Origin of the sequence: Wolbachia endosymbiont (group B) of Rhopobota naevana (assembly GCF_947250615.1) — a bacterium.
Classification (GTDB): Bacteria; Pseudomonadota; Alphaproteobacteria; order Rickettsiales; family Anaplasmataceae; genus Wolbachia.
In genome coordinates this window covers 1,501,928-1,528,626 of the sequence record NZ_OX366333.1, presented here as the reverse complement: position 1 = coordinate 1,528,626, position 26,699 = coordinate 1,501,928, and the positions used below count along the sequence as shown (strand labels likewise).

The window sequence follows — 26,699 nt, the reverse complement described above, 5'->3', positions numbered from 1 at the left end:
AACAGATGTTTGAACATTTGAGCAACCAAAACTTGGTTAAGCTATGCATAAGTTTTGTGATACTCTTTTTATTATCTGGGTGCGGGTGTATTAAGCCAGAAGATTCATCAGGCTTGCGTGAGAAATTGGATATAGTGTCAACAGAGCAGAAATGGGTTGATTCTGGAGTTTATATTTCGGATAAAATAAAAGTAACAGAGATTAATATAGTACCTAATAAGGTTAATTTTTGTTCGCAATATAAAGATTTTGCAATTGAACCTGGAGTAGGAAACGTTACATTACCGTTTGCGCTTAAAGATGGCGATGCGATAAGCTTTAGTGTTGTTGGAAGTAAAATGTGTAAAAACGATAATGGCGCGGTCACCTATAAAAAAATTGACGAGAGTTGCGGTGAAGGAGAGACGGAGTATTTTGCACATGTTTTAAATCAAGAGAATTGTCAAGGTGAAATATGCCCTAATAAATATATCATAGGTAACGCAAAATGGTTGAATGGAAAAGAATACTGGAATCCAAGTTTTGTAAAATCTGATCAAGATGAAAAGGAGATTGAAAATATCATTAATTCTATAAAACAAGGAGAAAATATAGACTGCAGGAGGCTTTCAAGCAGTCAGAAAGTTGAGATAGATACGTACCTTTTAAATCTTGCGTGTGAGAATACATGTTATTATGCCAGTCAAGATTGTGTGCAAATTGAATCTAATACTATAGATGGCAATAAACGTAATGTAGCTAAAAATCTTGCCAACGAACTAGCTGTTGGAAAAGTAAGTAAGGAAGAAGCTATCAAGAAGGCTGTAGATGGTATAATGGGAGTGTTAGATGATAGCAACATAGCTAAAGGACACAGCGATAGTTCAGATGGTGAAAAGGATAAAGTAAATACAGAAAAAAATACCAAGGGAGCTGTGGATGATATAAGAAAAAAGAAAATGAAGAGGATAAAGACTTACATTCCATCATTAAAGGTGTCGATAGGAGGAAAGGAAAGTTTTAAATATGTAAGGAGTGATGGTATACGAACTAACTTTGATTATAAGATCAAAAAAGAAAACTATGATAAGGGTACAGAGTTAGTATTTACACTTAAAAATGCTAAAGAAAAGAATGCTGGTAACGGGGGATATAATATAAGGGTCACAAAGAGCCATAGTCTAGCAAAAAACTTATATATACATGTTTCTGATAAGTTTCCTGAGCACAATCCTGGTGAAATTCTGGGGGATATACCTGTGAATATCAGTGAAGTTCATAATACTGAGTATATGGAAAGATTAAAAGAAAAGCTAAAAGACAAGAGTGGCACTATATATTACGGAATAAGAGATCATGGCTGTGATTATAAGAAAAATGAAGGTCAGTTTAGCATTAACCTTACAACTAAAGAGCCACCTGTAAGAACTTTTAGTGCGATATATAATTTTTTTGATGAAAAAGTAAAAATTGCATTTTTTGGTTCCAGTTATAAAAATTCAGAATGGAATCACTCTGAATCTAGTCCCGTGAAGTCTCTTTATCAAAGTTTTGTAGCGTCAAATAGAACAAAGACTATCAGATCCACAATAGTGTCGTTATTAGTGTTATATATAACTTTATATACCCTTTATTACTTTTTTGGATTGTCTCATGCTTCTACATATGAATTTTTAATTATATGTGTAAAGATAGGAGTTATTACCCAATTGCTGAACGATAACAGTTGGAGTTTTTTTTATAACAATGCATTTTCTATTTTTGTTAATGCTCCAAAACAGTTAATAGAAATAGCAAATTTCAGAGGTACAACATCAAATGTTTTTGAATTTCTTGATTTACCGCTCAATAGGTTTTTATCAGCACACTCAGTGTTACTCATAGTATCTCTTATATTCTCTGGTCCTTTGGGTATTGTATCGTTTTGCTTGGTGATTTGGGGTTTGATAACAGTGAGCTTATCGATGTTTAACGCCTTATTTTCTTTTATCACATCTATAGCAATAGTTGCATTATTGCTTTCCTTGGCGCCTCTTTTTATTATTTGCCTTCTATTTGGATATACTAGACAGATGTTTCACAATTGGGTCAAAAATTTAGCAAGATTTGCAATTCATCCGGTAGTGCTTTTAATTTTTATATCATTAATAAGCCAGGTTATGGATTATATTGTGTATTCGGTCTTTAATTTTGAGGTCTGCCCTACATGTATACTTAATCTTAACTTAAAGATTTTTAATCCTTGTATTATTTATGGTTATGCTTCCAAACATGCACCTAATATCACCGCTATGATGGCTTTTGTGATTTTGGGACATGCTATGAAAGCTTTAGTTGAGGCATCTTCAACAATATCTGATTCGTTGTTTGGTGTTTATGTGGCAAGCGAACCAGGAAGGCAATATCAGCAAAGCTTAATGGGAACAGTAGGTTTAGATGAACAAAGTATCCAAAGAAGAGCAGGTCAGCAATCTGGTACACCAAGTCGAAGACCTCAAATACCACAATCAGCTCAAAGATCAGCACCTAAAATACCGACAAACACAGGAAATCAATGATGAGCAGAAAATCATTATTATTGATACTATGTCTTGTAATTACTGGCTGCACAATGGATTGTGTTGAACCTGGGCTGCAGAGCAGAAATACTAGTGTCAGTATAGATGTTCCAGTTCGTGAAGCTGGCGAAGGAGTTAAAATTCATTGGGTTGATTCTGGTCAAGTAATTAGCAAGGATGAGAAAATCAAATTTACTCTTGGTGGGTCAGTAAATTTTTGTCCTCTTAAAGAAGGGAAAAATCCAAAGAGAGTACTTGTGCCCGCTGTATTTTGTGCTAATGATTTAATACCAAATTACAGTAATAAGTTAATTGATAATGCTAGTCTTGATGAACGAGAAATATGTGGGGATATAGGCTTTGGAAATAATGAATTCTATAGCAATAGACGTTATGTAGATACTGGAATTAAAGCAAATCCTGGTGATAAGTTAAGCTTTAGCTTAGTTCCCAGAGAGATAACGATTAATTATGACAATCCGGAAGGGAAAGGTATCAGCTTTGATGACAATTGCTATAGAGCTGAAGAAAATGATAAAAAAGACAAAGCTACAATAAAAGACATGCTCAATGGAGGAACGTTCTTTTGTGGAGAAAGTGGTAAGAGGACTAAAGTAGAATTTCCTAAGATTAATAAAGAGAACATAGAAGAAAGAAGAGTGCTAGTTGGTAATGGCTACACTCCATATGATAATAAGGTACATTTTAATAAGGATTATATTCAAAATTCATGGATAAATGGTGCATTGTTAGATTTACGACGAACTAAAATAGGACTGGATAAATTATGTAATGGGAAAAAATGTGATTTTAATGAGAGAAGCAAGTACAGCTCTTATGAGCTTAATTGTTACTATCAAAATATATGTTACAACGCAAAAGGTATAGGGGAGAATTGCGTCTCTTCTATAAGGTATGAGAAGTATGATAAAAGAAATACATGTGACATGTATTCTCACCTTAAACGTATTGAGGATGAACTAAAAGAGATTGAAGAAAATAAGAGGGATTCTAAGCAGATTGACATTAATTTAATATCAAATTCTAAATTAAACTTCAAAGAGGACAGAGAAGATATTTCTTGGGCTGAGGCTCTTGTTGCAAAAGTTGGCGATCTTAATAATCAGAATACTGCTAAAGGTATTCAATGTTTTCCAGAGAGAAAGGGTGCAAAAGGGGATAATGTGTGTTCGCAAATTGGTGATAATTTTGAACATTTTTCTTTGAAATTACATCATGATTATAAAATAGATGAAAAAGATATACTACCTGGTAGTAGTGTGATGCTTGCTATAGCAAGCAATGGCAATTACTTTCTTCATAGAGGTGGATATCATGTTGCAGTGACTAGATCATGTAACTTCGATAGTGGTGAAAAACTGTATATGTACTTGGGTGATAGCCCGCCAGAAGATCCATCTGCTCGAAAGACTAATAATTTCAAAAAAGTAAAGAAATTAGATAAAATAACAGAGGATAATGTAGACTATTACATAATAGATGGAAGTCATTTAAAGGATAAAGAGTCTAAAAAGATATACTTTGGTATTAATGTAGAAAACGTAAAGAAAGATGATATTACGGACAAAGAAGGCAAATATTATGAAGATAACAAATACACAGTAAATTTATTTTTAAAAAGAAAAATAAACGATTTTATTTCATCAACTGTAAACAAGATTTTTGATTTCATAACAGACGGGGGTGAAGACGGAATTAAAATTCCATATGAAGGATATAGAAAGGGGCTTCTACAAGGAATAAGAGCTTTGCTTATTCTATACGTTATATTTACTGTTGTTGGCTATATGCTTGGAACAATACAATTAAGTAAATTCGATTTTATTATAAGAATATTCAAAATAGCATTTATAGCTTTTGCTTTTAGTGATAGAAGTTGGGAATTCTTTGGTACAACTTTGTCTGGGCTTTTTGTTGATGGTAGCATTTATTTAGTTGATAGTTTTTCTGGCTATATAGGAGAAGGAGGTAAAAAATTTGCATTCTTAGATTTAACAGCGGGAGTATTATTTACAGGAGAAACATGGCTGAAATTTTTGTCTTTAATGCTATCAGGACCTTTTGGCTTTATTGCATTTTTGGCAATACTTTATGCTACTTTTGTGTTTTTAAGATGCATTATTAGTGCTACGTTTAAGTATGTAATATCTACTGTTTTAGTGGCATTTTTATTGTCATTAGCACCTTTATTTATCGTATTTATTCTATTTCAACAAACTAAAACATTATTTGATAATTGGATAAAAACGCTGGCTCATGTTTCATTGCAACCAGTCATTTTATTTTCATCCTTGTCTCTTTTAAACCAGTTAATGTATTCAGTTCTATACAACCTCACAAATTTTTCTGCATGCTATCAATGCTTAATTAGTGTAAATTTTTTATCGTATGATCTGTGTCTTATGAAATCAATATTACCTCTTGGGTATAGTCCTGGTACTAGTGTTGATGTTGCGTTCAGTACTGGAGAAAGGGCTGGTGGGCACTTTGCAGCATTACCTATAGATCTAATCCAGGCATTTATATATCTCATCATTGCTAGTGCAATGGAAGCTTTTGTTTCTATATCAGAAACTATGGCGCAGGCGTTGTTCAGCTCTGGTTATGGAGTTGCTCAAAGTGTTAGTCATATTTCTAGGAGCGCATCACAAGCTATGCTGTCAACTGTTGGCCTTGATGATAGAACCCAAAATATGATACATAACATCAAGCAGGGAATGAGTAAAGATCGTAGCAAAATTGAAGCTAAATTGCCTGATACACCAAAGCAAGCAGATGGGAAAGGGAGTGCTGGCAGAGAAATGAGCAAATCTGAAACACTAAGCCAGCCAGATAAGCAAAAGGATTCTGATAAAACAAAAGGACAAGTCAAGGAAGATTGATGAGATATATGGAGTAACTAATTAAAAAGATATTTGAAGTAAGGTTTTAGAAATTTATTCTGTATTGGAAAAAGTTTAGGTATGCAATCACGCTTAGGCAAATGTTGGTTTAGGTTATTAATTTTGGTAATCTGTGTTCTGGTTACAGGTTGTAGTAAGAATGATATGCCTTTTCCAAGATGTATATCTGCTGATTATTTTGGTCCTGAACCGGTTGCAGTTGGTGCTCATTTTCCAATCGGTCATGATGCGTTTTTTCCAGAAGGTGAAAGTGGAGAACCTATTGATCCTGAAACCGGAGAAATCAATTATGGTTTTCACCCTAATCAAGTAGTGAAGTGGAAGGATACCGGCCTTGAAACCAATGGAGATAGTTTAGTAGTACGAGTAAATGGTGCATGGACATCTTGGAGCAATAGTAATAAGAAGAAATCTCAAAGTAGTTATAGTTTGGAAAGTTTGGAGCAGTTAAAATATGCAACCAAATTTGAAAGAGGGGAAGGTGACAACAGTCTGCCTGACTTTCACTTAGTTTGTAATGATTATAAACCTAGCATGCAAAAATTTTCAAGTAAGCCTAAAGCAAGTTGCACTGTAAAGTGCAAGTGCATTAATGAAGATGATAGCGCAAATACAGTATCACGTGGTGCTCCATGTTGGTTTACCAACGGTCATGGTGCTTATCTTTTGTTTAAAACGGGGAAAGGTGATCCTAACGAAAATCTAAAGTTAATGCGCGATCCTCAATATCCTACTGTACATCTAGGTTACAACTCCATGGCAGAAAATGGGAGCGGTCTTTTTACTTTAGACAGAGATAACACCACATTACAGGACAGGAATTGTAATACGGTGAGGTTAGAAAAAGGATGGAAAATATATGTAAAGATATTAGATAGATATTATCTAGATAATGCAGGTGGCTACTCTTTTGAATTTTTGAGCGGAGTGCAGAAACCAAGTAACTTTGGATTTTTTGATTACGTTTATAACTATCTAAAATGTGTATTATTGATTAACGAAAATTGTAAAAAGCATTTTGATAGCAATGATCCTGCAGCTGCACAAGCGATGTTTCAAAATATAGCTGAAAAAAGTACGAGCTTTCACAATTTTGTTCTTTCCTTGCTTGTTCTATTTATAGTGATTTCATCGCTTCTTTATCTTTTTGGAATGATAAGAGAAACTAAGCATGATATGCTCATCAGAATGATGAAAATCACTCTAGTAATAGTGCTTATATCTCCTGGAAGTTTTAGATTTTTCTATGATCATTTTCTTGTTTTATTTGTTAAAGGTCTTGAACAATTGATAAGCATAATTACTAATTTTGCTCCCAACATGAACACCGGAGGTAATTCAAACGTTGCTCAAGGAAATGAAGCTAAATTGTTTAGCTTCATGGAGGATATGTTTAATAAGTTTTTTGCTTACTCTGTTTGGAAAAAGTTTGCAGCATTTTTACATTATCAAATGTGGGCAAGTCTCCTTATGATACCGGCAATTTTTATAGGGATTGTCTTATATTTCCTGCTGTGTATGTATGCTTACATAATATTCCTTTCTGGTTTTATGGGTATAGCTTTTCTTGTAGCTATAATGCCGCTATTCCTAATCTCTATTTTATTTTCACCACTGAAAAGTCTATTTGAGGGTTGGATAAAATTCTGTATTAGTTTCTGTTTGCAATCAATTATGATATTTACCCTGCTGTCATTACTTGCTGCGATGATAATGAATACCTTTTATAAACAGTTAGGCTTTACTGTGTGCTATAATAAATGGCTTGAAATAAAGTTATGTGCTCCAAAATGGGTATTTGGTGGTTTTTGTATAATTGATAAAGAATACTTTAGCTGGACTCCAGGGCAAATTTTTGTACCTTATGCTATTGGAGAGGCTTCTCCATTGAACGTAGATAAGAATATAGAAGGTATAGAAAAACTAAGCAGAATAGGTGGTACAGTAAAGTTTACTGGTGGCGCTGGATATATCCCTCTTCCACCAGATTACATTAATAAAGGTTTTCGTTATATAGATTATCCTTTCTTTAATCCAATTCCTGGAACTAAAGATAATCCAGCAGACCACTATATTGCGGAAAGTGATATGATAGTTAGTAATGGCTGTAGTGCAAAAGATCTAGTACGCTTAACAAATAGTTTATCTCATGCATCAGAGAGGGCTGACATTATATTACTGATCAACAATATAGAGAAAAGGATAGGTGATGTTAGTGAAATAATAAAACGCTACTGTCAAGATATAAATAAATGCAATAGTTATAGGGAAATAATTAATGAAATAAGATCTTTAGTGCGGAGTGCGATAAAAAAACAAGGTTGTAGAATACTGAAACTTCATGATTTATATAAGGATCCCAACAGTGAATACTGTCAGAAATGTAAAGATTGTGAGGATTGCAAAAATTATAAAGAAAATAGTGATTACCAAAGGGTGCAAGACATACAGAGAGGTTATTTAATCAACGCAGGAGAGATCTTTGTATTGTTCTTGCTTTCGTTTTTGATGTTTTCTTTGAAGGAGTTTGTACAACAGATGGGCTCAAGCATTGCCGGTGGTGGGTTTGGTGTTTACAATATATCTAGTATGTATCAAGCATCACCTGTGACTGGTTTAATGCAGGGATTAAAACAACAGATGCAAGATAAAATTGGTGGAGGGCTAGAGTCTTTAGGTAATTGGGCTACTCATGTACCGGACAGATTAGCTGGAGGTACAGCTAATTTGCTAGGTAGAATACCAGGAGTTGGGGGTGTGCTGAAATATGCTATTAATGTGCCACGTAAGCTTGTAGGTGCTACTATTGAAGCAACAAAATTTGCAACATCACCTAAAAATGATGTTGATAAGCTTGAGGAAAAAATCTACAGGGCGTTTGGAATTGATAAAGAAGATATTGCACATAGAAGAATTGATAAATATTTAGAATATTATAAAGGATATGTAGGATCACATTTGGGCTATACAATAGAAGATGCTATGAAGTTTACTTGGGAACATGGTCTCGACTCTATAGGAATTAACCCTGCTAAAGGAGAAAAGGATGGTTACCAGCATAATCTACTCTATAGAGCAAAAACATATAGACGGGAATTTCTTGAGAAGCTTCATGACTACACTATTGGCCGCAAGAGAGAACCAGAAGAAGATGAATCATCAAAAGAAAATAAGCCTAATCAATCAAATCGAAAATTAGGTGCGGAACCAGAAACCCTAAAAAACACTACAGAAGCTATACGTGCCGGAGAAGATAGAGAGCGTCAAGATAATGAAAGGAATGAGAACATAGAGAATGATGAAGAATCGTAATTTCAAAGGGCTAAGTTATTATGGTCTTCAGCAAGACGAAGATGGTAATATCAAGTTAAACGATTACAATGATGTTTTAAATGCGCGCAGAGCGAGGGTAGATTTGTTACTAGATAGCACTAAGCAAGGTGATGTTAGTCTTTCAAAGCTAAATAAAGCTCTGAATGAGAGACTTATAGATGATAAAGGGCTATCGTCAGAATTTGACAAAGAAGACAAAGAAATTGCACAGAAGGAGCTTAAGATGTTCTCTATTTTAGACGATCTTGATAATCTTGCAAACATTGAAAGTGAAGATCTATTAGAGGTTAGTTTGTTACTATCAGATCTTAGTTTTATAGAGAGAAATATTGTGTTGAATGCCGATCAGAGTTCTGATCTAATAGGGTTCAAAAGTCTATTTATAGAAAAAAAAGCATCTGGTGAGGAATATAGTGATGAAGAGTGTCACAATTTCCTCGATAGTATAGAGAAAATCAATACTTTAATTAAGTTAGAGTTAGAAAGTAGAATTGAAGGGATGGGTCATGATGAAAAAAACAACCATGATGATTTACAAGACGAGATTGGTCGTGCAATCAGTATAGAAAATAAATCAAAGAAAAGCGATTGATCTTGCGTTCCTCCACAAGCAACCTTCTTTCTATTAGACTGCTGAAGCTATGTTGACATTAAATGTGTATTATAAATAATTAGTTAACTTCGAACTTGTTTTATATGTTACGTGTTATTGCGGGTAAATATCGTGGAAGAAAAATAACTACAGGCAAGAATTTAGCTGCACGGCCCACTATGAGTAGTGTCCGAGAAGCAATATTTAGTATACTTTCTTCAAGAAAACCTATTTATAACCTAAATGTACTTGATTTATTCTGCGGAAGTGGCTCTTTTTCATTTGAAGCACTTTCTCGAGGTGCTAAACATGCATTCATGGTAGATTCAGATTATTACAATTTGCAACTGCCTAAAAAAACAGCAGAAGATTTTGGAATTACGAGCGATATCACGTTAATTTGTTGCAATGCTAACGGATTACCAAGACCTATTTCAAAGTGCGATATAGTTTTTATGGATCCACCTTATAATATCAATCTGTTTAACTCAACTTTAGACGAGTTAGCTCACTCAGGCTGGTTAAATGATAATGCGTTAATAATTCTAGAAATGAGGAAAAATGAAGGTTTTGAGTGCAATAAAAACTTCAATATAATTGTGGAGCGTACCTACGGTATTGCAAAAATAATTTTTCTTTCTTCACTCACTTGAATTTCTTTTGTAAACATCTATAGCTAAGCTAAGTAAGATTTTTCCGAGGACTGAAAGAAAAAATCAATTCGTTTTGTTGGGAATAGGGTGTGTAACAGCAAATCAATACGAGTTGATATACTAGAAGAAGCAGTATGGAAAGAAATGAAGATGGTACTCAAAGAACCAGAGGCAATGACTAAGGAATATCAGCTCAGACTCGTAAAACATGAAAGTACGCAAGCAAAGGATTAACTTGAAAAGCGTGCAAGTAAAATAGAACAAGGTATAGAAAAATTAGCTTATGTATATGCAAGGGGTCATATAACGAAGGAAAAGTATGACTTAGAAGTTGAGAGCATGGAAAAGGAGTTAAAGGAATCAGAGATCAAAGGGAAGAAGCTATCGATGAAAAGAGTCTACAGAGAGAATTAGATTTTATCACAAACAGTGTAGAAAGTTTTTCCTCTGAGAGAGCTTAATCAAGCAGACTATGAAACTAAACTTGATATAATAAGAAAGTTAGTTCAACGCATTGAAATTGACGATGATAACGTACATATAGTGTTTCGATTGAAAGAACTTGCTCGAAAGGGAGTGTTAAATAAACTGTGTCAAACCGAGAAGTAAAGTAATAAATTGATAAAATGGAGGTTTGACACAGTTTATTTAACACTCCCCAACATTCTATCGGGATGCCAGTGTCAGCTACTTGCATGACATCCTCTTGCTTCTATAGGTGTCTTTATCTCGTCTACTTTATTTTGCCACACAGATACAATGGTTTCACATGTACTTGGTAGGCTATCTATTTTGAAAAAGAAGGACTACCAACACCTTCACTTTTTGCATCACTAAATTTACTTGCCACTTTATCAATAGTCCAAACGAGTGGTGTAACAACGAGCGCAGCAGCCCAGATAACAGCACTAACAGCATAATTCAAAACTGCATTAACAAATTTAGATAATGCACTACTATGGTCCCATGCCTTACATGACAACATGGATGAATAATCTATTAACGATTTTGTGTTACGCTTAAGATCAAAACTATCTACTACTTTCGCTAATCCTTTTGCCGGCCAGTATGACAAATACGCCAATGCTAGATATAAAGGTTGCAGAATTACACTAGCTAACGCAAAAGTAATAATCCCAATCATAGAAAGATTTTTTTTGTAACTACCAAGAGCTACATTTTTCACTGGCCCAACAACACTGTTGATAAGGTAAACGGATTTATAGAAACTATTTTGTGGAATTTTGTTACATCCAACACTTTTGGTAGGAACATCTCCGAATTTAACATATTTCTTAAAATTACTATATGAACTTGGCATATTAACCCTCTAAAAATAAAAAAATAGTTACCTTATCAGTATAGATTATTTTAGAATAACTGCAACAAACATCACTAAATTATGTGTTGCGCAAAAGCACATATTACCATACCATCGAAAATAAAGAGGTCAGCATGAGTTTTACTTTACCTGAGCTGCCATATGATAAAGCAGCTTTAGAACCTTACATATCTGCAAATACATTGAATTTTCATTATGACAAGCACCATAAGGGATATTTAAATAAACTCAACGAACTGGTTGAAAACACAGATTATCAACATATGGAAATTGAGGAATTAGTAACGAAAGTTCATGGAAATAATAATACAGTTCCTATTTTTAACAATGCAGCACAAGTTTGGAATCACACTTTTTATTGGAATTCAATGAAAAAAAATGGTGGTGGTGAGCCTAAAGATGATGGTCTTCTAGCAAAAAAAATTCAAGATGATATTGGTGGCTTTGACAAATTTTGTGAAGAATTTTCAAATTATGGAGTAAGCCAATTTGGCAGTGGATGGGTGTGGTTAGTACTTGAAAAAGGAAAACTCAAAATCACTAAAACTCCAAATGCGGATCTACCGCTAATTTATGGCCAGGTGCCACTACTTACTATGGATGTATGGGAGCATGCATACTATTTGGATTGCCAAAATCGCAGAATTGACTACATAAAAGTTTTTCTTGATCATTTGATCAATTGGGATTTTGTAGAAGAGAATTTAAAGAAGAATATATAAGATGAATATACCACAAGTAACAAAACTAGATAATGGTCTGCGCATAATAACTGAGCGAGTGCATGAAGTTGATTCCGTAGCTTTAAATATACGAGTTGGTGTTGGCAGTAGAGCTGAAAGTGCAAGTCAAAATGGAATATCTCATTTCCTAGAGCACATGGCTTTCAAAGGAACAAAGACAAGAACTGCTTTTGAAATTGCAAAAGCTTTTGACGACATAGGTGGAGCCTTCAATGCCTGCACCGGTAGAGAAAGCACCAGTTATTATGCAAAGGTTCTTAAAAAAGATATAAAAACTGGCATTGATATATTAATAGATATATTAATGAATTCTACATTTCCAGAGGATGAATTGGAACGCGAAAAGGGTGTTGTAATACAAGAGATTTTTCAAACTAATGATTCACCGAGCGATATCATTTTTGATAAGTATTTTGAAGCAGCTTATAAAGATCAACCATTTGGTAGGTCAATCTTGGGTACGCAAGATACTGTCAAATCTTTTACTCGAGCTAATCTAGATAACTACATAAATGAGCATTACTTTGGCGAGAACATTATATTTGCTGTTGCAGGAAATGTTGAACATGAGGAGGTTGTTCAATTAATCAAAGACTTTCTCTCAAAGATTCATTCAAAAGAGCTGAAAAAAAGCGAGAATGCAAGTTATACCGGTGGCAAATATCTAGAGCATCGTAAATTAGATCAAGTACATTTATTAATTGGGCTACCTAGTGTTTCTCGTGATGATAATAAATATCACACATTTAAAGTGCTTGATTCTATACTGGGAAGTGGAATGTCATCACGCCTATTCCAGGAAGTAAGAGAAAAGCAGGGGCTTGCTTACTCCATTTACTCATTCAACTCTAGCTATGCTGATACAGGAATGCTTTCGATTTTTGCTGGTACAGATAGTAGTAATCTAGATAAGCTTTTGAAAGCTATAACGACAGAGCTGAAGAAATTGTCTACAGATGATTTAAAGGAAGAAGAAGTAAATAGAGTAAAAGAACGAGTAAAATCTCAAATTTTAATGTCACGCGAAAGTGTTAGCTCGCGTGCTGAAACGTTAGGACACTACTACGGTAACTATAATAAATACATCAGTAAAAACGAATTAATAGAAAAAATTAGTGCTGTTACTATTTACGATATAAAAAAAGCAGCAGAAGAATTGCTATCTCAGCATGAAAGAATTACTTTAGCTGCGATTGGAGAAATTAATTCATTGCCAAGTTACGATAAAGTGGTTTCTATGCTTAGTGTACTTTAATTATGTTGCTTATGCTCACTAAAAAGTTCAATGAATGGTTGCAAAATCCTTTCTATAAAAAGTTTGCTTTCTGGTTCATCGCATATACCACTAATCATTTTATTGAAAGTTTTTTCGCTGTTTTGTAAAAATAAATAGCTTTCTACTGATTGCACAATAGACAAGGCAGTTAAAATTCCTCCTATCACTAAACAAGAAGCTATAGCAGGTACGGTACCCACTGCAATTCCAGTTGCGATTAATGATAAACCAGCTAAGAGTGTAAAGGCTGAAACGCAAAACGCTATTTGATGTTTTTCTTTATTTTTAACCATAAATGCCTCACAAAAATTATATTTCTAGTATATCCGTATATATAATGTACTGTCAAGTTTTTAAAGAAGATTAAAAAATGCAACGCACATGTGCAAAATATGAACTAGGTATATAATTCACAATGCAGCGGTATTTCACTAATCCAATTATTTTTTTCCTGATCTAGCCTATCATTCAATATTGCTTGTCTTATTGATTCCATCAACTTATTCATGAAGAAAACATTGTGAATGGTAACGAGTGTATAAGCCAGCAACTCTTTAGCTTTCAGTAGATGGTGTATATAAGCTCTTGAATGTTTTCTGCAGGTAAAGCACAAACAATCACTCTCAATTGGGTTATCATCTAGTTCGAATCGTTGATTTCGCAAATTAATATGCTCTTTGCACTTTGAAGAAATAGAATCTCTATTTTTTACTTTAACAAGCGCGCCACCATGTCTTGCGAGGCGAGTTGGATGCACGCAATCAAATGTATCAACTCCAAGCTCTACTCCACGAAAAATGTCTACAATTCCACCAATACCAAGCAAATGAGTAGGCCTATCTTTTTTTAAATGTTCCATAGTAAAGGAAACTACATCATACATCTGCTCTTTACTTTGACCAAGTGATCCACCTATTGCTTGACCAAAAAATGGCAAATCGTTGATAAAATCACAACTTTCTCTACGCAAATCTTGATACACTCCGCCTTGACTAATTCCATAAAGCACCTGTTTGCCATTATTATTTTTTTCAAATTCATTTAAAGAACGTTCAGCCCATCTATGGCTCATGAGCATCGATTTCCTTGTGTACTCCTTGCTGACGTGAAATGGAGTACATTCATCTAAAACTAAGATTAAATCTGCACCTAATTTTTGTTGAATTTGTATCGACTTTTCAGGAGTTAGACAATAAGTTTTACCATTTATGTAAGAACGAAAAATTGCCCCATCCTCGTTAATTTTGATCAGAGTTTTTTGTTTCTGTCTTACTCCCTTTATCTCTTCTGAAACTGATCCGTGTCCTAAACTAAATATCTGGTATCCACCAGAATCAGTGAGCATTGGCCCACTCCATCCCATCATCTTGTGCAAGCCACCAAGCTTTGCCACAGTATCCTCTCCCGGTTGGAGCATTAGGTGATAGGTGTTGGAAAGTATTATCTGAGTACCTGCTTCTCTGATTCTCTCGATATCTGCAGCTTTAATAGCAGCTTTGGTTGCACAAAATATAAATGCTGGTGTTTCTATACTTCCATTTGGAGTTTTGATCGTTCCAACTCTTGCAGAACCTGATTGCTTGGTTATCCTAAACGAGAACTTTTCCATCTATTTACTTGAAAGTTCTGCTATGATATTTTCCACTTTTTCAGGAGTGAGGTTTTCATAAAAATCGTTATTGATCTGTGCAACAGGGGCATTAACACATGCACCAAGACATTCAACTTCCTTTAAAGTAAATAGATTATCTTTAGTGGTTTCACCGATATTGATTCCAAGCTTCTTTTTAAAGGTACTTAAAACTTCCTCGCTATTGCATAACCAGCAAGGAGTTGTTCTACAAACTTGTATTAGATATTTACCTACTGGCTTTAAATTATACATGGTGTAAAAATTTGCCACTTCATATACGCGAATATGTGGAATATGAAGCATGTCAGCAACGTAGCGCATGGCAGATTCAGAAACCCATCCGCATTGTTCTTGTACTAGATACAGTAAAGGCATAACAGCGCTTCCTTCTCTACCTTTAGGATACATCTCTATAGACTTTTTTGCTTTGCTAAGATTGTCTGGTGTAAAACTAAACTGCTCTTCTTTCTCTTTCATCTAATAAGGTTCATGTAAATCTCAACAAATTATACTTGAAGAGTTAACAATTGCAATTAGACTTCTTGCATAATCTAAGACCTACTGTAAACCAAGCTTAGTATAATCCAATTTGACGTACCTTATTATTTTTTTTACTTTGTAATTGATCTACATGAGAAACTTTTTCACCACTTTGTAATCTTTCTCCCTGGAAAATTCCTGCAGGCCTTTCAAAGTACCCACGTTCAATAGCATTGTAAACTGAGTAACCACCAAATAAGCAATTTTTTCCTATTTCTTCTCCACAATCTTTTAATTCTTTCAACCTCTCTTGATCTCTTACTTCTACCTTTATCCAGTCTTTATTTTGCTTATCAGGATATAACCTAACGTCTAACTCTCCCTTAGTGGTAGGGAAAGTCAACACTATATCACTATCGTCCGCAAGATTGGTGTAATTCCTTATACCATTCTTTGTTATAATTGCTACCTCACTTTTACCAATCTTTATTATATCTCTTTCATAGTCTATGTTTCCCTGAGCTCGCCTTAACTCACTAGCTTTTTCTGTGAGCCTTGCAACATTTATTATACTATCTTCGGAATATTCCGAGCATAAAGTAGTGTTATCTATTTTTGCATTCTTTACCATACCATTAATAACTGCTCCTTTTATAACTTCCATAAAATCTAGGGTACTCTCTAGATAATCTAGATAAGCTTCTATCATATTTTCTTTGTGCTCTTTAAATTCAGATTCTAGTGTATCAATTACTTTCATATTATCTTTATTATATAACACTGCCCCTATTGATACTAACTTGCATACTATCTTGCTTGCAACTTCAGGATTCTTTCCTAACTCACCAATCCTTTCCATAACACAATCTGTAAAATTACGCTTCTTATCTTGAGAAAATCGTCTATTAATCCTTCCTCCTGAGAGAATAGCCTCATTTACAACTCCTTCTAGTTCATCCATATTTTGAGCTTTAGAAACTTTATCTAAAAATTCTTTTAGCTTTATCTGTCGATTCGGTGGTAAATTACTCCATAAATCCCTAGAATAATACTCCTTCTCATCATAACTTGACCATTGTAAATTGATTGCATCTGCTTTCAAAAGTAATCTTTTTACTTCAAATTTATTTGCTCTTTCATCAGTACCTGAACGAGCAAAAGAATCAAGATTTTTAGCATGTTGATGCACCTGCAACTCTCCTTCATTACTTCGAAGATTCAAAACCATTCTTAGATCTTGATCATTCCCAAAATCATCTAAGAATTCTTGTAGATCTTCAACAACTGAATCACCTTCTGAGTTATTTACTATATCCAACAACTTTCTTCTCAAGCCCCCCTGTCTCTTAGTTAAAACGTAACCTGAACCATCTTCGAACCAGTCTTTTGTTTCCATTATAGAGCGTAACTTATCACTCAACTTCTCTCGCTTATAAGTCACAAAGTACTTTTCAATATGTTCATGATGATTATCACGTGCAACTTGCAGAGGAGTTTTTCCTTGTTTATCACCTTGATCAGAAATAGCTCCTTTCTCTAAGAGTAAAACTACGCCTTCAGAACAACCAACACTAGCAACATGATGCAAAGGCGTTTTTTTTTCATTATCTTCTGCATTAAGGTCAGCTCCCTTTTCTAAGAGAGCAGCTATACTATAAGGTCCAGTAGCATAGTGTAATGGTGTCCTTCCTTTATCATTCTTGATATTAGGGTCAGCTCCTGCTTCTAAAAGCAAACTTACGGCACAATCATATTGTTTTCTTGTCCAAGCCATACTTGATATTATGTGCAATATCGTCAAACTAGACTCTCCCCTTTCACAATTAAGAACGGTTTTTAGATCTTGATTATCTTTATTATTTAATAAAAACTTTTGAAGTTGTCGGTAACTATCTCCTGCACTCAAAGATCTCATTGCACTAAAAATAGATAGCAATTCCTCATCTAACTCTTCTTGACTGTCTGTCAACTCAGTTGTAACAAGCCACGCACACATTAAATTATCAAACGAGCCTTTTGTAGCTTCAGCAATATCTACCAAATGACGCCTATCAGGAAACATGAATAAACTTTTAATCAATTCATATTCATAATCCTGTTGTAGCTCGTTTTCTATTCTACTTTCCTTATTAGAATCTTCCCCAGTAACTTCTGGCATATTTACTCCTCACTTTATAAAACCGAATGTAATTATAACAAATAAAGCTAATGCAAGCTAGCTTTCTACTACTTCTTGTATAGTTATATCACTAACACGTAGCGGGATTATAAACATTAAGAAATTAACCGGATGGAAAAAAGGCAAAAGAATCCCCTAGTAGTGAGTTTTATAATGTAAATTGGCATTGTAATAATGTTCTAACGCTTATTTTAAGCGGATTTTGGCTGAATGTAGAAAAAATAAAAAAAGCCACTATAATTTTATGTAATTCGCCAATAAATACCCTGAGTTTTTTACTGAATTTTGTCATTGAGCCTGCAGATCAAAAACAAGTTTTGAGTCATAAATACCCTTGATGTCATGGTAAGGGTATTTGGGGGATTTGTAAAGGAATTTCTGTTGTCAACAAGCTGCTAAATTTATTATATGGTTTCAAAGGAAACATATTGTCTATGGGAAATCTGGGTTTATTAGCGTATTATCTTAGAGCACTTAAAAATTAATTTCTTAATTTTAGTTAAAATTTTATTGACGTTACATATAGAAATAATCATAATAGCGTTTTATTAAAATTTTAAATATAATTATGTCTATATTAAGTAGATTATTTAGAGTTAATACAACTACACTGAAAGTTAAAGAAGCGATAGGTTTTAACCCAGTAAACGTAGGGTTGATTGAAGGAAATGGAGTTACTTATGGACTCAGCTATCAAGATAACGGCAATGGAAGCAGTAGAGTAAAGTTACTTATTAGTCCATTATATCAATCGAAAACATACGAGTGTGATACATGTGTCAACGTAGCAAATGAATTCAAGGGCCAATTATCTCCCACACTAATAGAAAATTCAGCTGAAATAGATAAAGTTGGAATTATCTTTCCTACAGAAGAAATTAACAAAAAAGAAAAGTGCATCAAAGGCTTAACATTCAACACCTACGAAATCAAGCATTCAACTAATATTCCCTTAGTTGAATACGTAGGAAAAGTAAAATTATACAAGAACATTGATATAAATAGTCTTGCAAATGAAGGCAATAGTTATTTTCAACCAAAAGCAGTAAAAGTTGGTAATGGTAATGTTGTTGTAATTGCTCATAACTTAAAGGATCAAGCTTTAGTTTCTTGGTATTTACAATCAGACACAAATGGAAAATTTAGGGCTTTACCTGGAAAAAGCGGCATCACAGAAAGGAAATTATTCAAATTTGATAATCCAGGGCAATTAGTACTAGATGAAAATACGATGCTTTATGCGCAGATGAGCAAAGAGATTATTGGGAAGCCAGAAGCAAGAACAAATATTTTTAAGTTCGATATGGCTAAAGTGGTTAAGGATCTAAAAAATGGAAAGAAAGATGAATGTTTGCTTAAGAAAAATTGTCAAATAGATAAAGCATCATTTATTATCTCTAATCCAGGAAAAATAAACTTTTTACAGTATGTAAGAAGAACTGGAGGTGATGATTTAGTTGCTTTTCTTGCAAAAAAACAATCTTCTAATACGCAAGAATTGCATTTAGTAAGCCTTGCTAAGAAAGGACCAAAATCAAATTTTACTGTTTGTGAATGTGAAGATCCTATAGAACAATTGTATGTTAAAGACAATGGCCAAGGAGGTTTTATCGTCACTGCGGTAAGTGGAGAGAGTATTATAACTTTTAATAGAGAGAGCTCTGGAAAATCTTCTGAAGCAACGATAATACCGACAAGCAGTATCAAAGCTCTCAGTGATTTTGTTAATATCATTAACGGCCAATTGATGCCTAGTATTATTTCCAGCAGTACTGTGGCTCCTATAACTGTTACAGAGACGGTTGTGACTTCTAAGAAAACGACGACTGCTGCAATTACTAGCACAACAGAAACCGACACTGTAAAGACTACCAAATTAACAACAGAAGCATCAACTATCATTGTACCAACTTCCACAATGAGTAAATCTTCAACAGAGTCAACAACTCAGGCAAGTACAGTAACAGTGGAGTCAACAACAGTAGCATCAACTACCACTGCACCTACTTCTACAACGAGTAGGCCTTCAACAGAGTCAACAATTCAAACAAGTACAGTAACAGTGGGGCCAACAACAGTAGCAAAAACAACTACTACTCCACAAGCGACCACAGTTGCTACAACGTCAACTAGTGCACCGATAGTAACTTCAGAAACTGAGACAAGTACTGTAAAATCTACAGCAGCGACTGTTGAGTCAACTTTTACAGCAAGCAGTACTACGATGAGTAAGCCTTTAACAGAATTAACAACTAAGATGAGTACGTCATCAGAACCAACGACAGTAGCTGAAACTATTGCGACTTCACAAGCAACTATGATTACTACAATGCCAACTAATGCGCCAACAACAAACTCAGAGAAAACTATACAAACATTGTCCATTATCCCAAGTACTAGAACAAAAGCAACAACTCCTCTGTTCACTACAACTTTACTTCCTCAAACTACTCCTTCACCACAGCCCGCTCAGCTTGCTATAGAGTCTAATAGGGCAGGAATGATAGGTGGGTCTTTGGTTGGAGCGATAATAAGTATTGCTGGAATTATAGGATTCATAGCATACAAATATGTTAAGGGTCGTAATTCTGTCCCTGTGTTAGAACTAACTAATTTCAATGATAGAAGGCGATCATCTTCAAGTGGCAATAGCGATGAAGAAATTTTTATCGCTAATAACAGAATGAGACATATATCTATGCGAACTATGGATCAATCTGAAACAGTGCTAAACAGTATATCGGTGGAGAGTAGTAGTCGGTCAAGAAGTAGCTCATCGTCTTCAAGCGGTGGACCAGGATCTTGACTGACTGAGCTAGAGTCTAAAAGTGAAAAAAGCTTATCTTGGGATAGCGATGATGTACCGGAATATCACCTTTAGCTATTTGTCTGAATGTTTTTAGTATGTAGACTGTTAGGAAATTTTCTTTTGCTTTTGTGATTTTAATGTTAAAGTATAATTTCTAGGTGAAATAAGTAGCTGCTGTTGTGTGATAAACACAGCAGAGGAAAGTCCGAGCTCCAAGAAAAGGTAGTGACGGGTAACGCCCGCCGGAGGTAACTCCAGTTATAGGGCTACAGAAAATTACCGCCTAAAATATTATTAGGCAAGGGTGAAAAGGTGTGGTAAGAGCGCACCATAACAATGGCAACATTGGTAGTCAAGTAACCAACACTAGGAGCAAGATTAAATAGAAGTAGATTTTATGTTTTTCTCATATCTACTCGGGTAAATCGCATGAAGTAAATGGTAACATTTACTCCAGATAAATAGCTACATAAACAGAACTCGGCTTATATTTCACCTAGGCAATGCATGAATGTCAGCCATACTATGTAAATGTATCAAACATTTCACATATCCTGTACGCTCAATTTGACCACCTATATTCCTTTTACTTCTTGGCTTATCTCTTTTTTTATTTCCTTTTGAACTTAACAAAGCTTGAATTTTAACCGAGCTTTTCCTTTAACTCGTCATTCTCTATCTCTAAAACCTTATTTTCTTACCTATAACTTTTTAGCTTAGCTTCCAACTTTTCTATTTTTTGCTGCAAGTCTTTGTAAAGTTCTAAAAGACTAACCATGTTACCTCACTTTTACGATTGGTTTTTATCTTATTTCATCTACCTATTTTGTTGCTTCAATGAATGGGTGAATAAAGCATTTCATGCGTTGTCCTTCACTTGTTCTGCTTGATAGTCACTACTGCTTTCGCTTATATTAACACTAGAGTATTCTTCATCGTCAACATACTCTTTTAGAACATATCCTCTACCCCAAACGGTTTCTATGTGGCTTATTCCATCATTTGCACTTTCAAGTTTTTTACGTAATTTACACATAAAAACATCAACTATTTTGTTGTCTGAAGGTTCGTCCAAGCCATTGTAAAGATGGTTTAAAAACATTTCTTTTGTCAACACTGCTCCTTTACGCAATGCCAGCAATTCTATCATGGAATACTCTTTGTTAGTAAGGTGAACTGTTTTGCCTTTTACCTCAACAATCCTGTGATCAAAATTGATATTCATATTACCAATCTTTATCACTGATTCGGGATGGCCTTTAGTACGTCGGACTATGGCCTTAATTCGAGCTAATAATTCGCTCTTGTGAAATGGCTTGGTTAAGTAATCGTCGGCACCATACCCAAGTCCTTTAGCTTTATGGTTGGCAGCGGAGATACACGAAAGTATTAAAACAGGAACTTTGATTTTTGCACTTCTTAATCTTAACAGTATATCATATCCATCAATATCACCAGGCAGGTGTATATCTAGAATAACTAGATCGTAACAGTCTCCACCCGAGGAAACCATATTATTGTTATAATCTTGTGCAGAAGTAACAACGTCGCAAAAATGTCCATCAGAAGTTAAGGCATTAACTACAGTCCTTGCACTTACTTGATCATCTTCAATTAATAATATACGCATATTTTACACCCCATAAATAATTTATAATTTTAGTAATATATATAACCAAGGAAAGTAACAAATCAAATTTTTATTAATGAATAATAGAAATTACACTTATTAATTAATAGTTAATGTGTCGTTCCAAAATTATACAAATAGATCTAAAATACAATAGATATACTATAATAATACTATTTTTAGTAAATATTGAATAGAAGCTATTTTTATTAAAAGAATACTTAGGTTAATAGATATTTAAACTATTTTATACTTTTATGTTATATTTTTAATTTACTTATTCTACAGTTTTAAATTATAAGTAATACTTTCAGGAATATTGAGTGGTAATATCAGTTTTAGGTGCTGGCGCATGGGGTACAGCAATTGCGATTTCATTAAGTAGTAAGAAAAATGTAATTTTGTGGACTCGCAATAAGGCCATATTTGAATCAATTAAAGAGAAAAGAGAAAGTGACAAGCTACCTGATTGTCCAATTTCTGATAATGTATCAGTAAAATTAGCTATTGAAGATGCAGTTAATGCTTCAGTAATAATTCTAGCTGTTCCTACTCAGTCTCTAAGGGAGATATGTCATCAATTGAATGATTGTAACCTAAAAAAAAATGTGGCAATAATTTTGGCTTGTAAGGGAATAGAAAAATCTACATTAAAATTACCTAGTGAAGTAGTCAATGAAGTTTTACCTAATAATCCTCTTGCTGCTTTTTCTGGTCCTAGCTTTGCTATAGAAGTTGCAAGAAAATTACCATATTCGATGGTTCTTGCATGTCAAAATGAAGTATTAGGTTTAAAATTAGTATCAGAGCTACAGCAAGAAAATATTAAATTGTACCTTAGTAGCGATGTTATAGGAATACAGGTTTGTGCAGCGTTAAAGAATGTTTTTGCTATAGCATGTGGGGTTGTTCTAGGTAGGTTTGGGTTTAATGCTCATGCAGCATTAATTACGAAAAGTATGAGTGAAATTAAGGCTTTATACTCAGCAAAAGTTGGTGACGGCAATGTAGATATAAATACACTACTTGGACCAGCATGCTTAGGCGATTTGGTTGTGACATGCACATCATTAAATTCAAGAAATCTATCTTTTGGATCTAAAGTAGCTAATAGTAATGGTTCTAGTGCTCAGCAGATTTTATCAGAAGGTAAGTCGGTAATTGAAGGTTTTAACACTGCTAAGTCTGCATTTGATTTAGCAGAAAAGCTAAAGATAAAAATGCCCATATGTGAAGCGATCTATAGATTGCTATATGAAAATACTTCTATAGAAGATACTATTTCTGTTCTTGTAAATTAGTTTTATATTTCGGTATATTGTGAAATTTTTATATAAATTAATATCAACATGGTGGCTATCTGGCACGGTAAAACACATGCCAGGTACTATAGGCAGCTTAGCTGCTTACCCAATTGTTCCTATATTACTCAATGACAGAATTTTAGGTACAGCAATTATTTTTTTTTTATTCTTAGTTGGATTATGGTCTACAGGCAATTATATACAACATTACAAAGCTCCGCATGATCCAAAAGAGGTAGTAATTGATGAAGTAGTTGGTCAATTGCTGACAGTACTTCTAGTTTCAATATTATTAGAACAAGAAATGAATAGCTCTGTATTGTTGGTGTGCTTTTTCTCCTTTAGGTTTTTTGATATAATAAAAGTGTGGCCTATAAATTTGATTGATAAAAATACAAAAGGTCCTTTAGGTATTATGCTAGATGATGTTGTAGCTGCAATTTTAGCCTTTGTTTTTATAGGAGCCTTTTATTGTTTATTGTTGGTTTATGCAGAATAAAAAAATTTGTTATTCAAGCTTAATTATTCAGAACCTAAAGGATTATATACTTTATGCAACGAATTTGTCCAAGTGGGAAATACATGACGAATTTGATAATGTTATATTTACAGTAAATGGTACCAGAGAATCGTTATTTAATTTTGTGTTTTGTGAAGATCAATGTACTGAGCTTTCCATATGCAGAACTCTAGATTATCTCAAAGCACGAAATATAGAAGCAACATGGATAATAAGTCCACGTATAAAAATAGGGGGTATTTTAGAAAAATGCGAAATAAAACACGTTAGCACACCAAAAAAAGTTTTACTCAATATAAAAGATTATTTTTTGCCTGATGATGCTGTTCCAAATTTGAAGTTCAATGTTGTAAATAGTAGTGAGCTCTTAGAGCAATTAGATTTACACACTTCTAAAATTTTTTATCATAGAATTAGTATTGTTAGCACATTTTTTCGCCAATTATCGAATTATGATGATAAGAGCTCAAGGTTAAGATTTTTTCTTGTAATGCTAAATAACGAAATTGTTGGAACATGCGGTCTTTATATTCAAGACAGCATAGCTGGTTTTTATAGCGATGGAGTTTTACCAATTTACAGGGGTCGTGGAATAGGAACTCAAATGGTTCTAGAAAGAATAAAGATAGCTAGGCAATTTGAGTGCAAATACATAGTAGCACATTGCATGAAACCTTCTGTAAACCTTTATAAGAGATTAGGCTTTAGGGTATTGGGCAATCTTCACTTATATACCTCTTCAGTACAATCTCTTTGCTGAGAGGTTACAAATTTTTATATTTGTTTTAGAATACTATGTTTTTTTTGTATGAAATAGTTTTACTACTAATTCTAGTATTCTTCTTTTTCTCATATTCTAAATTAAAAATTAGTAATAAAATTAAGGACTTACAACATCAAAATGTTATCATAAATAATTTAATAGATACTGTGAATGATGGATTTTATATTTGGGACGCAAAAAAACGTATAGAAAAATTTTCTCCCAATTTACTAATTTTGCTTAATACTGTTTTTTATTCATTTAATGAGTTTGTAAATTTTTTTGAGCAATCAGAAAGCTTAATTAAAAGTTTTGCTGAGGCAAAGGAAATAAATAAATCTTTTACTCTAGATTTAAAGTCAAAAGACAGTGAGGTTTATTGCACATGTTATGGTAAAAGCATAATAGATTATTCTAATAATGTGATTGGTGTGTTGTTATGGATAAGGAATATCTCCGATTATAAGATAAAAGCTAATGAACTTGAGTTAGAAAATAGTAAGCTTATGCGAGAATTGGAGAACTATAAAAAAATTTTTGACTCTTTACCATTTCCAATACTGAAGCACAATAAGAATAAAAAAGTAAGGTTTTATAACTTATTTTATGATAAATATATAGGCAGCTCTAAAAAATTTACTGTTGCGAGTGGCTCCTATAACGTAAAACCAGGAGAGTGTGTAATAACTTACAAGAACGAACCTAAGGTTTTTAATTTTGTTGAAGTTCCAGTGCAAAATTCTAATAGCATAGTAATGTATGGAAAAGATATTAGTGATGAAAAAAAATTACATACTGAGCTAAGCAATTGTTTAGCTGCACAAGAAAGTTTGCTTGAGAAGCTATCGATTGCTGTAGCGATATATAGTAAGAATCAAAAGCTAAAATTTTATAATAATGCTTTTATAAAAACTTTTCAGTTTGATCCAAAATTTTTGGAGTCTTATCCAACTTATCACGAGATTATGCTTCACCTATTTGAATCTAAAAAGCTTTTAGGAAAAAAGGATTTTCAAACTATTAATAATCAAAGACATGAGTTGTTTAAAAGATTACTGGAATCATATGGTGAAACAATACATTTCATGAATGGAAGAACGTTTAGAGTATTAACAATACCCTATGCTTCAGAGGGTCTACTATTTTCTTACGAAGAGTGCCAGAAATAACACTCAAATTCCTTCTCTTTCTACCATAAGCTGTTTTACTTTCGCTATCGCTTTTGCTGGGTTAAGCCCTTTCGGGCAGGTTTTTGTACAATTCATTATTGTATGACAACGATACAACTTAAATGGGTCGTTTAAAGAAGCAAGTCTTTCTTCTTTCTTATTATCACGACTGTCAGCAATCCATCTATAAGCTTGCAGTAATACCGCTGGCCCTAAAAATTTATCACCATTCCACCAATAGCTTGGGCAACCAGTCGAACAGCAAGCACATAGTATACAATCAGACAGACCATCCAATTTTTTTCTATCTTCAGGAGATTGAAAGTATTCTTTATTTTGTAAGGCAGATTTATCTGTTTGTAACCAAGGTTTAATCGATTTGTATTGCTCATAAAATTGGCTTAGATCTGGAACTAGATCCTTTACTATATACATATGAGGTAGTGGATATATTTTTACTTCACCTTTTATATCATGTATAGATTTAGTGCATGCAAGAGTGTTGGTACCATCAATATTCATTGCACAAGATCCGCATATTCCTTCTCTGCAAGAGCGTCTAAAAGTTAAGGTTGAATCTATTTCATCCTTTATTTTTATTAATACATCAAGTACCATAGGGCCACAATTATCCATATCGATAAAAAATGTGTCTATTCTTGGATTTTTATCATCAGCAGACCAACGATAAATTTGAAATCTTCTAATATTTTTTGCTCCAGTAGGAGTAGGATAAACCTTGCCCTTTTTATTAACTTTAGAATTTTTTGGTAAAGAAAACTGAACCATATTGCTTACCTTTTACAGCTAAA

At 33.7% G+C, this 26,699-nt stretch carries 20 protein-coding genes and 1 other RNA gene; 14 read left to right on the top strand and 7 right to left on the bottom strand.

Annotation, left to right across the window (positions count from 1 at the left end; all coding sequences use genetic code 11):
* Positions 1-5: 5 nt before the first annotated feature.
* The 6 genes from OOL01_RS07350 to OOL01_RS07325 all read left to right on the top strand — a co-directional run bounded on the left by OOL01_RS07350 (position 6) and on the right by OOL01_RS07325 (position 10,273).
* Complete coding sequence (locus tag OOL01_RS07350; RefSeq protein ID WP_264686703.1) at positions 6-2,537, top strand: TrbL/VirB6 family protein; 2,532 nt, start codon at positions 6-8, stop codon at positions 2,535-2,537.
* Complete coding sequence (locus OOL01_RS07345; RefSeq protein WP_264686702.1) at positions 2,534-5,440, top strand: TrbL/VirB6 family protein; 2,907 nt, start codon at positions 2,534-2,536, stop codon at positions 5,438-5,440. The genes OOL01_RS07350 and OOL01_RS07345 overlap by 4 nt, the downstream gene beginning before the upstream one ends.
* 81 nt (positions 5,441-5,521) lie before the next feature.
* Positions 5,522-8,773 (top strand): TrbL/VirB6 family protein, encoded by a 3,252-nt coding sequence (locus OOL01_RS07340; RefSeq protein ID WP_264686701.1) that lies wholly within the window; start codon positions 5,522-5,524, stop codon positions 8,771-8,773.
* On the top strand, positions 8,757-9,386 hold the full coding sequence (locus OOL01_RS07335) for a WD_0853 family protein (protein WP_064085846.1): 630 nt from the start codon (positions 8,757-8,759) through the stop codon (positions 9,384-9,386). The genes OOL01_RS07340 and OOL01_RS07335 overlap by 17 nt, the downstream gene beginning before the upstream one ends.
* Positions 9,387-9,490: 104 nt before the next feature.
* Positions 9,491-10,039 carry a 16S rRNA (guanine(966)-N(2))-methyltransferase RsmD gene (gene rsmD / locus OOL01_RS07330; RefSeq protein WP_010402438.1) on the top strand — a complete coding sequence of 183 codons (549 nt, stop codon included), beginning with the start codon at positions 9,491-9,493 and terminating at the stop codon, positions 10,037-10,039.
* A gap of 87 nt (positions 10,040-10,126) precedes the next feature.
* Positions 10,127-10,273 (top strand): hypothetical protein, encoded by a 147-nt coding sequence (locus tag OOL01_RS07325; protein WP_164819305.1) that lies wholly within the window; start codon positions 10,127-10,129, stop codon positions 10,271-10,273.
* A 553-nt stretch (positions 10,274-10,826) separates the two neighbouring features.
* On the opposite strand, the gene OOL01_RS07320 is transcribed toward OOL01_RS07325, so the two are convergent.
* A complete protein-coding gene (locus OOL01_RS07320) occupies positions 10,827-11,360 on the bottom strand; it encodes a hypothetical protein (protein WP_264686700.1) in 534 nt (177 codons plus the stop codon).
* A gap of 134 nt (positions 11,361-11,494) precedes the next feature.
* On the opposite strand from OOL01_RS07320, the gene OOL01_RS07315 reads away from it, so the two are divergent.
* Positions 11,495-12,103 carry a superoxide dismutase gene (locus OOL01_RS07315; protein WP_264375731.1) on the top strand — a complete coding sequence of 203 codons (609 nt, stop codon included), beginning with the start codon at positions 11,495-11,497 and terminating at the stop codon, positions 12,101-12,103.
* Position 12,104: 1 nt separating this feature from the next.
* The gene (locus OOL01_RS07310; protein WP_264686699.1) at positions 12,105-13,379 is read left to right on the top strand and encodes a M16 family metallopeptidase; all 1,275 of its coding nucleotides are present in this window, start codon (positions 12,105-12,107) and stop codon (positions 13,377-13,379) included.
* Here OOL01_RS07310 and OOL01_RS07305 read toward each other — a convergent pair.
* From OOL01_RS07305 to OOL01_RS07290, 4 genes are all read right to left on the bottom strand, one after another.
* Entirely contained in the window at positions 13,376-13,693 is a 318-nt protein-coding gene (locus OOL01_RS07305; protein WP_010402415.1) for a WD_0736 family protein, read from the bottom strand. The genes OOL01_RS07310 and OOL01_RS07305 overlap by 4 nt on opposite strands.
* A gap of 104 nt (positions 13,694-13,797) precedes the next feature.
* Entirely contained in the window at positions 13,798-15,009 is a 1,212-nt protein-coding gene (gene tgt / locus OOL01_RS07300; RefSeq protein ID WP_254229541.1) for a tRNA guanosine(34) transglycosylase Tgt, read from the bottom strand.
* Positions 15,010-15,510, bottom strand: a complete 501-nt coding sequence (nuoE, locus tag OOL01_RS07295; RefSeq protein WP_264686698.1) for an NADH-quinone oxidoreductase subunit NuoE — start codon at positions 15,508-15,510, stop codon at positions 15,010-15,012.
* Between the two features lie 97 nt (positions 15,511-15,607).
* Positions 15,608-17,671: an ankyrin repeat domain-containing protein gene (locus OOL01_RS07290; RefSeq protein ID WP_264686697.1), complete on the bottom strand. Its 2,064-nt coding sequence runs from the start codon at positions 17,669-17,671 to the stop codon at positions 15,608-15,610.
* 589 nt (positions 17,672-18,260) lie between these two features.
* Here OOL01_RS07290 and OOL01_RS07285 point away from each other — a divergent pair.
* Both OOL01_RS07285 and rnpB read left to right on the top strand, forming a co-directional pair.
* Positions 18,261-20,498 carry a hypothetical protein gene (locus OOL01_RS07285; RefSeq protein ID WP_264686696.1) on the top strand — a complete coding sequence of 746 codons (2,238 nt, stop codon included), beginning with the start codon at positions 18,261-18,263 and terminating at the stop codon, positions 20,496-20,498.
* A 157-nt stretch (positions 20,499-20,655) separates the two neighbouring features.
* Positions 20,656-21,005: RNase P RNA component class A (rnpB, locus tag OOL01_RS07280), an RNA gene on the top strand.
* Between the two features lie 355 nt (positions 21,006-21,360).
* On the opposite strand, the gene OOL01_RS07275 is transcribed toward rnpB, so the two are convergent.
* Positions 21,361-22,131, bottom strand: a complete 771-nt coding sequence (locus OOL01_RS07275; protein WP_010406882.1) for a response regulator transcription factor — start codon at positions 22,129-22,131, stop codon at positions 21,361-21,363.
* A 323-nt stretch (positions 22,132-22,454) separates the two neighbouring features.
* Here OOL01_RS07275 and OOL01_RS07270 point away from each other — a divergent pair, with 323 nt between their 5' ends.
* From OOL01_RS07270 to OOL01_RS07255, 4 genes are read left to right on the top strand one after another with little or no spacing between them, the layout of a single operon-like run.
* On the top strand, positions 22,455-23,432 hold the full coding sequence (locus tag OOL01_RS07270) for an NAD(P)H-dependent glycerol-3-phosphate dehydrogenase (RefSeq protein WP_264686695.1): 978 nt from the start codon (positions 22,455-22,457) through the stop codon (positions 23,430-23,432).
* 19 nt (positions 23,433-23,451) lie between these two features.
* Entirely contained in the window at positions 23,452-23,934 is a 483-nt protein-coding gene (locus OOL01_RS07265; RefSeq protein WP_029237689.1) for a phosphatidylglycerophosphatase A family protein, read from the top strand.
* The gene (locus OOL01_RS07260) at positions 23,924-24,715 is read left to right on the top strand and encodes a GNAT family N-acetyltransferase (protein ID WP_064085647.1); all 792 of its coding nucleotides are present in this window, start codon (positions 23,924-23,926) and stop codon (positions 24,713-24,715) included. The genes OOL01_RS07265 and OOL01_RS07260 overlap by 11 nt, the downstream gene beginning before the upstream one ends.
* 35 nt (positions 24,716-24,750) lie before the next feature.
* Positions 24,751-25,887 carry a hypothetical protein gene (locus OOL01_RS07255; RefSeq protein WP_019236658.1) on the top strand — a complete coding sequence of 379 codons (1,137 nt, stop codon included), beginning with the start codon at positions 24,751-24,753 and terminating at the stop codon, positions 25,885-25,887.
* A gap of 3 nt (positions 25,888-25,890) precedes the next feature.
* On the opposite strand, the gene OOL01_RS07250 is transcribed toward OOL01_RS07255, so the two are convergent.
* The gene (locus OOL01_RS07250; protein WP_264686694.1) at positions 25,891-26,676 is read right to left on the bottom strand and encodes a succinate dehydrogenase iron-sulfur subunit; all 786 of its coding nucleotides are present in this window, start codon (positions 26,674-26,676) and stop codon (positions 25,891-25,893) included.
* Between the last annotated feature and the right edge of the window lie 23 nt (positions 26,677-26,699).

Excerpts from the sequence above, each read along its gene's own strand:
- OOL01_RS07350 (WP_264686703.1), top strand. The coding sequence starts at position 6 with ATGTTTGAACATTTGAGCAACCAAAACTTGGTTAAGCTATGCATAAGT.
- OOL01_RS07345 (WP_264686702.1), top strand. The coding sequence starts at position 2,534 with ATGATGAGCAGAAAATCATTATTATTGATACTATGTCTTGTAATTACT.
- OOL01_RS07340 (WP_264686701.1), top strand. The coding sequence starts at position 5,522 with ATGCAATCACGCTTAGGCAAATGTTGGTTTAGGTTATTAATTTTGGTA.
- OOL01_RS07335 (WP_064085846.1), top strand. The coding sequence starts at position 8,757 with ATGATGAAGAATCGTAATTTCAAAGGGCTAAGTTATTATGGTCTTCAG.
- rsmD (WP_010402438.1), top strand. The coding sequence starts at position 9,491 with ATGTTACGTGTTATTGCGGGTAAATATCGTGGAAGAAAAATAACTACA.
- OOL01_RS07320 (WP_264686700.1), bottom strand. The coding sequence starts at position 11,360 with ATGCCAAGTTCATATAGTAATTTTAAGAAATATGTTAAATTCGGAGAT.
- OOL01_RS07315 (WP_264375731.1), top strand. The coding sequence starts at position 11,495 with ATGAGTTTTACTTTACCTGAGCTGCCATATGATAAAGCAGCTTTAGAA.
- OOL01_RS07310 (WP_264686699.1), top strand. The coding sequence starts at position 12,105 with ATGAATATACCACAAGTAACAAAACTAGATAATGGTCTGCGCATAATA.
- OOL01_RS07305 (WP_010402415.1), bottom strand. The coding sequence starts at position 13,693 with ATGGTTAAAAATAAAGAAAAACATCAAATAGCGTTTTGCGTTTCAGCC.
- tgt (WP_254229541.1), bottom strand. The coding sequence starts at position 15,009 with ATGGAAAAGTTCTCGTTTAGGATAACCAAGCAATCAGGTTCTGCAAGA.
- nuoE (WP_264686698.1), bottom strand. The coding sequence starts at position 15,510 with ATGAAAGAGAAAGAAGAGCAGTTTAGTTTTACACCAGACAATCTTAGC.
- OOL01_RS07290 (WP_264686697.1), bottom strand. The coding sequence starts at position 17,671 with ATGCCAGAAGTTACTGGGGAAGATTCTAATAAGGAAAGTAGAATAGAA.
- OOL01_RS07285 (WP_264686696.1), top strand. The coding sequence starts at position 18,261 with ATGTCTATATTAAGTAGATTATTTAGAGTTAATACAACTACACTGAAA.
- OOL01_RS07275 (WP_010406882.1), bottom strand. The coding sequence starts at position 22,131 with ATGCGTATATTATTAATTGAAGATGATCAAGTAAGTGCAAGGACTGTA.
- OOL01_RS07260 (WP_064085647.1), top strand. The coding sequence starts at position 23,924 with ATGCAGAATAAAAAAATTTGTTATTCAAGCTTAATTATTCAGAACCTA.
- OOL01_RS07255 (WP_019236658.1), top strand. The coding sequence starts at position 24,751 with ATGTTTTTTTTGTATGAAATAGTTTTACTACTAATTCTAGTATTCTTC.
- OOL01_RS07250 (WP_264686694.1), bottom strand. The coding sequence starts at position 26,676 with ATGGTTCAGTTTTCTTTACCAAAAAATTCTAAAGTTAATAAAAAGGGC.